Source organism: Halomicronema sp. CCY15110, assembly GCF_016888165.1.
In the GTDB taxonomy this organism is placed as follows: domain Bacteria; phylum Cyanobacteriota; class Cyanobacteriia; order Phormidesmidales; family Phormidesmidaceae; genus Halomicronema.
The window spans coordinates 20,119-27,475 of record NZ_JACSWC010000442.1 but is presented as its reverse complement, the minus strand read 5'-3'; the positions used below and the strand labels follow the sequence as shown (position 1 = coordinate 27,475).

General features: G+C 52.8%; 8 protein-coding genes. 6 read left to right on the top strand and 2 right to left on the bottom strand.

The window, feature by feature from the left end:
* Positions 1–30: 30 nt before the first annotated feature.
* The 4 genes from JUK32_RS27190 to JUK32_RS27175 all read left to right on the top strand — a co-directional run bounded on the left by JUK32_RS27190 (position 31) and on the right by JUK32_RS27175 (position 3,123).
* On the top strand, positions 31–786 hold the full coding sequence (locus tag JUK32_RS27190; RefSeq protein ID WP_204142028.1) for a phosphatidylserine/phosphatidylglycerophosphate/cardiolipin synthase family protein: 756 nt from the start codon (positions 31–33) through the stop codon (positions 784–786).
* Positions 776–1,069, top strand: a complete 294-nt coding sequence (locus tag JUK32_RS27185; RefSeq protein WP_204142027.1) for a hypothetical protein — start codon at positions 776–778, stop codon at positions 1,067–1,069. The genes JUK32_RS27190 and JUK32_RS27185 overlap by 11 nt, the downstream gene beginning before the upstream one ends.
* Before the next feature lie 100 nt (positions 1,070–1,169).
* Positions 1,170–1,811: a triacylglycerol lipase gene (locus JUK32_RS27180; RefSeq protein WP_204142026.1), complete on the top strand. Its 642-nt coding sequence runs from the start codon at positions 1,170–1,172 to the stop codon at positions 1,809–1,811.
* 418 nt (positions 1,812–2,229) lie between these two features.
* A complete protein-coding gene (locus tag JUK32_RS27175) occupies positions 2,230–3,123 on the top strand; it encodes a hypothetical protein (protein ID WP_204142025.1) in 894 nt (297 codons plus the stop codon).
* A 615-nt stretch (positions 3,124–3,738) separates the two neighbouring features.
* Here the strand turns inward: JUK32_RS27175 and JUK32_RS27170 are convergent.
* On the bottom strand, positions 3,739–4,383 hold the full coding sequence (locus tag JUK32_RS27170; protein ID WP_204142024.1) for a TVP38/TMEM64 family protein: 645 nt from the start codon (positions 4,381–4,383) through the stop codon (positions 3,739–3,741).
* 376 nt (positions 4,384–4,759) lie between these two features.
* On the opposite strand from JUK32_RS27170, the gene JUK32_RS27165 reads away from it, so the two are divergent.
* Positions 4,760–5,035, top strand: a complete 276-nt coding sequence (locus tag JUK32_RS27165; RefSeq protein ID WP_204142023.1) for an RNA-binding protein — start codon at positions 4,760–4,762, stop codon at positions 5,033–5,035.
* 235 nt (positions 5,036–5,270) lie between these two features.
* On the opposite strand, the gene moaD is transcribed toward JUK32_RS27165, so the two are convergent.
* Positions 5,271–5,522 (bottom strand): molybdopterin converting factor subunit 1, encoded by a 252-nt coding sequence (gene moaD, locus JUK32_RS27160; RefSeq protein ID WP_204142022.1) that lies wholly within the window; start codon positions 5,520–5,522, stop codon positions 5,271–5,273.
* A gap of 117 nt (positions 5,523–5,639) precedes the next feature.
* Between moaD and JUK32_RS27155 the strand changes: the two genes are divergently transcribed.
* A complete protein-coding gene (locus JUK32_RS27155) occupies positions 5,640–7,343 on the top strand; it encodes a hypothetical protein (protein WP_204142021.1) in 1,704 nt (567 codons plus the stop codon).
* The last annotated feature ends 14 nt before the right edge of the window (positions 7,344–7,357 follow it).

Below are 7,357 nucleotides of genomic sequence, written 5' to 3'. Positions count from 1 at the left end.
TGAGTTCTCGAAAGTGACGACTTTCTCACGATGAGACTACCGATACTTTGCTCCCAAAACTTTTCTGCACCAGTGAGAGGATTAGGTCGGGTCAAAACAACTTCAAATCGCAATGAAGCAATTCATCAAGGAAAGCTCATAGAAGAAGAGCAAGGGCTTAGATGCCCATCCTGTGAAGTCTTATATATTTGTTCGGGGAGCTCCAAAGCCAGGGAAATCGGGAGTTTTCTCAAAGGCTACCGTATCAGTTCAGTTGACAATGTACTTGGACATAGTCGAAAGCTGCTGCGTGCCTCCGGAGATTTATACGAGAGTCCAATCTCAAAACTATTTTGTGCTTTGAGTAAAGCCGAAAAATACATCCATTTTGTTAGTTATGGTATTCACGACCAAGTAATAGGAGTGCTCAAGGCAGCAAAATTTAGAGGCGTACGCGTACGCGGAGTGGTGTCAAATGTGAATCACTGGACAGCCAACGAGCTGAAAGACACAAATAAAGAAATGCCATATGGCTGGGAAATTAATACATACGATAGCGGAACTAACTATGAGGAATATCCTCATCAGAAGGTGGTCATAATTGATGGACTAATCGCCTTTAAGGGATCAGCAAATCTGACCATGAATGGCTTGAGAAAAGCTGCAAGAGGGCGTGATGACTTCGAAAGGGTCACAAATATCAATAAGGTTATTGAATTAAATAATCGCCTCTTCTCATCTGTTTGGAGATCTTCGGAATATGAGAAAGATGAGATTATAGATATTGATTCTATAGATGTATTTTAATTACCCTTTCAGACTTGTCATCGATTTTGAACCCGTCGAGCAACAGAAATGGCCCACCCAGCCCAAAGCCCAGCTCGCCGCCATCCACAACCTGCTGCGCACCACCCCCGGCGACTGGACTACCCTACAAATCGCCGCCCAGTTCAAAGGCCGCACCACCCAGAAAAAACTCGACGCCATTACCAAAAACCGCGATCGCCTCGAATGGTTCGGCCTCGTCATCCCCGAACCCCGCGACGGCCTCACCACCTGGCACTACGCCGACTCTGCCAAAGCTGCGTAATCGGCACAACCCGCCAGAGCAATCGTGTCGTCTTGCTCTATCTTGAACACAAGCCTGCATCCAACGCCGCAGCGCGCCCAGCCCCGAGAAAGGTGTCCTTATGTCTGCATCGCGATCGCCAATTCTGCTGATTCACGGCATTGATGACACTGCCAAAATTTTTCAGACGTTAGTCAATGATTTGAGCGATCGCGGATGGCAGGACATCCACGCGATCGACCTCACGCCCAACAATGGCGATGTCGGTTTAGAGGAACTGGCCGCCCAAGTGCAGACATACGTCGAGCAAACCTTCCCCCCCTCAACTCAGTTTGACTTAGTGGGTTTCAGCATGGGCGGCATTGTGAGTCGCTACTATTTGCAGAGGCTTGGTGGCCTGGAGCGAGTGCGGCGGTTTGTCACCCTGTCATCGCCCCACCATGGCACTTGGACGGGCTATTTGCGATCGAATCCTGGGTCGCGGCAAATGCGGCCCAACAGCGAGTTTTTGCAAGACTTAAACAACACCGTTGATGAGCTCACAGCAGTGGAATTCACCTCGGTGTGGACGCCGTTTGATCTGATGATTGTGCCGTCCAGCAGTTCCGCGTTACCCGTGGGCACCATGATGCAACTGCCGGTGTTGGCGCATCCTTGGATGGTGAGCGACCCGCGAGCGATCGCTACCCTAACCAACATCCTCGGTGAAGGGATAGACGACTCCATCGACGACATCGCCCCCAGTGCTGAAATTTCTGCTTGAAACTCAATGCACTAGATTCTTAAGGAGTCCTACGCCCATGTGCGCGTTCCATACTGAAGGGTAAAGCCCAATGTGACCAATCCGGACAAGGGCAGATAGACCTCGGCCAGCTCAGTCACTGCGATATTGACAAAATTCACAAAAACAACAAGGCCATCCCGAGAATGTCTTTAACTACACCAGGGACGATACCTGGAAGGTATCTGACGCGGCCCAGTAATGTCACTTAGAAACATTACGGTGATCACAGAAATCTGCTTAAGTGTTTATACGGATAAAATGAAAAGTATAAATAACGTCTAGCCGTAACTTTATGTCCTGGTGAAAAAAATGAAGATTACTTAAAGAGAACCAGCATACGGTAGCCTCCGCCATACCTCAATTGCCATCCTCATTGGTGGGAATTACGGAATGATGTATGCTCGCCAACGATTTCTTTCAAGCCTCTTACTTTTACAGAAACTCTCAAAATTTGACCTGGAAGTTCAAGCAGCTTCCCGCAGTCAAGCAGCTGCTCAATTTTGCCTACTATCGAGAAGTTGATTCGCACAAGGCAATGTTGCCTAAACTCAGCTCTCGTTACTGCGATCTCTTGAATAGTCTGAGCGTCAAAGGGGTGGCAAAAACTAATCTGGAAGAGCTCGCTGTTTCAGACACAGAGGCCATGGTGCATAAGGCTTGGGAAATCCTTCAAGATGCCACCCAGTTTTACTCTGACGGGTCACGCAATCGAATTTCTACGGCGGCTCTGAACCAGCATCCTGAAATCTTTTTGTGGGGTGCCAATGAAGCCCTCTTAGACCTAGCGGAAAACTACATTCAATTGCCGGTTTACTATTTGGGCGCTGAACTCAAGCGAGAAGTTTCTGACGATTCTCTAGAAGGCGTGCGTTGCTGGCACATTGACAAAGAAGATCGCCGCATGATGAAGGTAATCATCTATCTCAATGATGTTGATGAACGAGGCGGTCCATTTGAATGCATGTCGAAACCGCTAAGCCAAACCGCTGCGACAGCGATGAATTACTCCTCGGGGCTCGTGTCTGACGAGGTGATGGACCGCTACATTCCAGCGGAGTATTGGCAAGCTTGTACGGGACCTCAGCATTCGGCCTTCATTGTTGATACTTGTAGTATTTTCCACCGGGCGCGACCGCCCATCGGACAAGATCGATATTCCATTACCTTCCACTACATTTCACAGTCCCCATTGATGACTTACGAAAAAATTTATTTTGGCGACATGGCCGCCCTTAGTCATCGCCTTTCGCCTCGCCAGAAGCAGTGTTTGCGTAGTCGTGTTCACGCTTAAGTGCGGCGATGATGGTGAGCGATGGGGCGTCTACTCCATGATGGCTCCGTATGTATTCATGGATATGATCGGATCTCGGCGAAGCTAGACTAGTGAAGCGTCAAGCCTAAAACTTGAGGCTTGCTTCTGGAGGGAGCCACTGCGTGAACGCCAAGCTGAGCCCGAACGCCCAGATCTCGCTCATCCTGAGTTTGTCGTAGGCCATGCCTGCCCGCAGGGCATAGGATGTTGGCGAGTGTGCATCACCCTAAAATCAAGCACTGACAGAGCACTAGCAGACCAGTTGGCAGAGCCATCGCCATTGTTGTAAGGGCTGGTCAAAATAGCGGGATCTCCGGCCATGGTTGTGAGTTATGCCCCGTGACCAAAGTTTCCACTTTGCGGCCTGACGACTGAAGAACATTACGAATAGGAGTAAGTGCCGGATGCGTGCAGTGAGTCAGCTGCTTGTATCGTTCCTGCTGAGGTGTTGCTGTGCTGGAGTGCTGCTCGCAATTGCCCAAGGATATCGCTAAATCGCTGCACCCCAAGCCAGCGAGCGATATTCCGGCGATGCGGTATGCAATGGCTGCGGCACAATGCTTTGGCCTGATATGTTCTCTGTCACGGATAAAATCAAGCTGTGGCGTCGCGGCGCTGTACGAAATAGGTCACCACGGCTAATCCAAACACCCCTAACAGGGCAAAGACGAGCAATCTGGTTCCGCCTTCTAAAATGCCAGCTCCTAATGCCACAAAGGGCGGATTGGACAACGCAATGCTGATCACCAGAGCGGGTATAAAGCGGCCCCAGGGAGCCTTGGTCAACCCCACCCCGTAACACACAAAGTCGAAGAATCCGGTCATCAGGCATCCGGTCATCAGAAAAAAATTGCGTTCCAGATGGCGCTGGCTGAAGGTGTCGATGCGATACATAAACCCTTCACCGACTAAGCGTTTGACCAGGTTGCGGCCATATCGTCGCGACAGCCAAAAACTGAGGGAGCAAGAGCAGATATCGGCACAGCAGATCACGGCAACTCCCTGGTTGAAGCCCAAAAGTCCCCCGGCCAAAATGGCATAGGCGGTGCCGGGAAGGGCGGGAATCACGACACTTGTAAAGCGCAGGAGGAAAATGCCCACCGGAGCCCAGACGCCCCACTGCTCAACCTGCGATCGCAGCTGGGCCACCCCCAAGCGCTGGATCAGCACAATGGCGGCAGCGGTGAACACCACTACGGCGAAAAACTGTAGCCCTTTAAGTAAGCGTTGCTGGGTCATGACGGCAAAAATCGAGACAGTGTGGTTGATTACCGCGATCGCGAGGTGTGAACCAGGGACGACTTGAGCCGCCAGCGATGTCTAGGGTCGGCCTCTCCGGCGGGGGCTCACCTGTTTGATAACGGTGGGAGGGGGGCGCTGCGATCGCCCTCAGGGGGCCATCACCCAGCAAGACTGCGGCAAGATGTTAAGCTTTGCACATTTTTTACCGGGAATGGGTTGTTGACCTTCGGGATGAGGATGTTAATATCCGATTGAGATTAGTAGATTCGGTTGCAGTTTTTGTTTCAGGTACGAACGATTTTTTGCGTTTGCCGTTGGCAAAGTTCTCTCCGAAATTTCACTCTCGATATCCCTCAAATTTTGGAGAAAACTTATGTCCATCTATGTCGGCAATTTGTCTTACGACGTCACCGAAGAAGATTTGACCAGCGTCTTTGCTGAGTATGGTGCCGTTAAGCGGGTGCAACTGCCCACTGATCGCGAAACGGGCCGCAAGCGTGGCTTTGGCTTTGTCGAGCTCGGTGCTGAATCGGAAGAGGATGCAGCCATTGAGGCGCTGAATGGCGCTGAGTGGATGGGTCGCGATCTGCGTGTCAACAAGGCGCGTCCCCGCGAGCAGAACAACAATCGGAGCTTTGCTGGCCGCTAAGCTGTTTAGTTAACTGGTTGGCGTCGTCGAAAAGTCGTTGCCAGCCTTATTCAACTGTTGAAAAGGTTCGGTTCTATGGGGCTGAACCTTTTTTGCGTCCTCAAGCTATTTGCGACGAGGAGTAAGGTGGTAGGCACAATTATTTCGCTAGACGGATTTCGCCTCCGCTCGATCAGCCACCCGGTTACCGGTTAATTAGGCCCAGCTACTTATGACGGCTCTGATGGCCGTGTCATCAACCGCCGCTCACCGGCGGAATCAAGACCACTTCATCCCCAGATTGCAAGGGAGTGTCGGGCTCCACAAACTGTAAGTTAACCCCAAAGCGAGTTAAGTCGCGCCATGGTGCTAGTTCAGGATGCTCAGCGATGAGGCGATCACGCACCGCGGCCACCGTTGCCGTGGTTGGAAGTTCCAACGTCAACTCGGGTTGACCATAGGCATCTTGATACGCTGCAAACAGTTTGACCGTGATTGAGATAGACATCGCAAGTAATAAAAGGAGGCAGGGGGACGGGCGAGCAAGACGCTAAACATTTTTTAACGCTACCACCTGGGGTTGATTCCTGTGGGCATCCTATCAACAGGTGCTGGAAGGAGGGTTATGTCAACAGCTTCACTCATCGAACGAGCTAAGGCCGGAGAAGCGGCAGCGATCGCTCAATTGCTGAACCAAGCCTTGGCAAAACAGGGCATCACCGTCACCGCCGAACGTCACAGCTATCGCCTAGTGCTGCAACTGATCGGTGCGACGCTGCCCGACCAAACCAGCGTCGTCGCCACCGTTCGTCGCGGCATCCAGCGTTTGCAGATCGACACGATTGGGGTGGTGCAAATTCACTGCACGTTGGCCGAGCAGCCCAACATCGGCTGGCAAGCTGACATCGTTCTCTTAGGGAGCGAGCATGACGAACCGCCCATGCTGGCCTCGCCCCCGACCCCGCCCCCGCCCCCGACCCCAACGGCCACGGCCAACCCAACCCCTCAACCGATTACCGCCAAGCTACTGGGCCGGACGCGCTCGACGCCGACTGGCATCCCGGTTGCTTTTGTCCATGAGGCGTTTATGGCTTTAGGGGTAACGCCTGATGCTTCTTTAGAAGAGGTTGATGCGGCTTACTTTCAGCGCCGGGCAGACTTGCTCAGTCACGGCGATCGCGGCACCATCGCGACCCTGAAAAATGCCCATGCCCTGCTCAAACGACACCTGCAACCACCGATCGCCGCATCGCCCACTGCCGAAACCGACGAGCCAACCGTTGATCTCGAAGCCCTGACCCAATTGCTGCGATCGCAGGGCCTAGAGGGCACCACCCGCCTAAAAGATGACCGTTTACAGATTCAGCTAAAACCCGCCTCAGCCCGCCACCCTAGCAAGGCCGCCGCCGCCATTTACACTTTGCTCGCCCAGCAAGACCTCAAGGCCCTGGGCTTAGCGCAGATTGCCCAAGTTGAAGTTTACGGCTTGGTCAGTGCCCAAAAAGTTGGCTGGAAGCGTCTCGTCCCCCTGCCGCCCCCTGCCACTCGGGACGATACCGACGTTTTATCGTTCAATAATCGCTACGTCAGCGCCCTGGTCTTTCCCGTGTTGCTCTTGTTGGGCCTGGTGATGAATGCGTTGCCCCTGGTCAATGCCCTGTTGTTTGGCATCAAAATCTGGTTCCACGAATTTGGGCACGCCATCATCGCTTGGTTAGCCGGACGACGGGCCATCCCTCTGCCCATTGGGTGGACAAATGTGAATCTGGAGCGATCGCTGTTTGTCTACTGCGGCGTGCTCATTCTGCTGGGTCTACTCTTTTGGGTGGGCCGCCGCGAAGGCAAACGCTGGCCCATGGTCTTGGCCGGAGTCTTGGCCGTGATTCAGTTTTGGTTTACCTGGCTCCTGCCCGCGTACAGATTTGAAACCCTATTATCCTTTGGCGGCATTGGTGGCGAACTTTATCTCTGCACCCTGCTCATGGTGAGCTTTTTCTTCCCCCTACCCGACTATTTTCGGTGGGACTTTTATCGCTATCCCGTCGTGATCGGCGCAGCGTTTACCTTTTGGGGCCAGTTCAGCCTCTGGCAACAGATCCAGCAGGGGCAGGCGGCCATTCCCTGGGGATCGCTGTGGGGCGGCGAAGCCAGCGGCGACATGAATAACTTGAGCAATGCCGGGTGGAGTGACCAGCAAATCATTCACACTTACAGCACCTTGAGTCATCTCTGTCTGTGGGGACTGCTCGGGGTGTATCTGTACTGCGCGATTCGGCAAAATCGGCACGCTATCTTTGCCTTCACGCAGCGCTGGCTAGCCCAACATTAGGATCTCAGAAACCC